Source organism: Methylosinus sp. R-45379 (assembly GCF_001644125.1).
Classification (GTDB): Bacteria; Pseudomonadota; Alphaproteobacteria; order Rhizobiales; family Beijerinckiaceae; genus Methylosinus.
Genome location: NZ_LUUM01000313.1, coordinates 1 through 1,490, shown reverse-complemented (window position 1 = coordinate 1,490; position 1,490 = coordinate 1). Strand labels below are relative to the sequence as shown.

Genomic DNA, 1,490 nt, shown 5'->3' with positions numbered 1-1,490 from the left:
CGTTGGCTCTCGTCGGGGCGCTCCTCGGGGGACTGTTCGGCACTGCCGCCGCCTATGGTTATGCCGCTTTTTCGGATTGGGACTTTGCGCCGTCTATCATCGCCTTGCCATTAGCTGTCGGCATGGCGTTGGCCGTAGGGCTCTTGGCGGGCTTATATCCAGCTAATAGCGCTGCGCGGCTCGATCCCATAGAAGCCCTGCGAACAGCGTGATTGAAAGCCGCCGCCAAAGACATAATTCTGGGAGCTGCCGCGCGACACCTATGCTACGCGCGAGCCGGCTCAGCTCTGTTCAGATGTGAGTATCTTTTCTGCTTGTTTGATAACGTCCGCATTAGGAACGTAGACATCGCTCTGACCTGAGGCTTTTGCGGCGGCATAACCTTTTAGGTAGGCTTCCAGATCATCCACCGTGACCTTGCGGCCATTTTGCAGGCTCGTATCGCCTTGAGGGCCACCGCTGTTTCTCATATCAGAAAGGGTGTTGGCAAGATCAAATGCTGCTTTGCTTTGGCTTGGATTAGGATCCAAAAGATTTCCGTGGCTGTCGCTGTGGATACCTAATTGATTGCCATCACTATCATAATAGCCGCCATTTTTAATGGTAACGCCAGTTGTGCGTTGGATCAGATCTATATCCGAAGAAGTAAGGAATGAAAGCGTGTTGACGACGCCGCCAGCAGCTAACACGGCCTCTAATGTAGCGCGGGGGCTTCCAAAATAGCCAGATCGTAGCTGCTGCGGCGTTGCCGTGCTATTTGACGAAACAGTTGCAAATGCATCCTGGCCCCCATTTCCAGATGAGTTAGTGTTCTTCGCGGAAGCGCGCTGTTGGAAAAATAGGTATTGATTATTTGAATTATATACCTGCATTGTATTCCATAGCTCCAATTTACGACGGAGCTATTTTACCGCCTCATTCTTGCTTGAGGCTGACGAAATGTCTAGCGGTTCGTCAGGGGGGAGGGGTGATCGTTTGTCAAAGTTATTGAACGACATGATTCTTGCGCTTGTGGCAAAGTCGGCCCGGAGGCCGACTTATCGAGCTTGTAGTGTTGTAACCCTAGCCTTTAGACCGGGTGAGCATCATTCATTGCGAGCAGACGCTCACCGAAAAGTTGCCAGAGCCACTAATCGCGGGGTTCAGCGCTCGCGTCGGATTGGATGCGTTCTGTACATAAACCGTGACCGTAGGGTTCCCTGTGATCCCGGCCCAAACGACGGTATCGGAGCCTGGTGCTTGCGAGCCGGAGACGATACCGCACGTGCTGTTGAGGCAGATTTTTAGCTGAAGCGTGGGAGTCCAGGGCGTGTAATTCGGCCACGACCAACTCACGTAATACACGGTGCCAGAAAGCGTTCCCGCAGTAGTTGTCGATCTTTGATACCAGTTGTTCGTTTGATAAATGAAGCCGCCCGGGGCGGTCGTGGTGTTGCAGACAGATGCGTTTGCAGAGGATGCTGCGACGAACGCGAATAATAGTATGGAAA

Annotated in this window: 3 protein-coding genes; 1 reads left to right on the top strand and 2 read right to left on the bottom strand. The window is 52.7% G+C overall.

Translation table 11 applies throughout. The annotated features are described in order from the left end of the window. On the top strand, nt 1-212 hold a 212-nt coding region (locus tag A1351_RS25685; protein ID WP_371441520.1), incomplete at its 5' end, for an ABC transporter permease. A 69-nt stretch (nt 213-281) separates the two neighbouring features. Here the strand turns inward: A1351_RS25685 and A1351_RS25035 are convergent. Then, a complete protein-coding gene (locus A1351_RS25035; RefSeq protein WP_157096480.1) occupies nt 282-872 on the bottom strand; it encodes a hypothetical protein in 591 nt (196 codons plus the stop codon). A 217-nt stretch (nt 873-1,089) separates the two neighbouring features. Beyond that, nucleotides 1,090-1,490, bottom strand: a 401-nt coding sequence (locus tag A1351_RS25680; RefSeq protein ID WP_210178259.1) for a hypothetical protein, incomplete at its 5' end; no start/stop codon positions are given.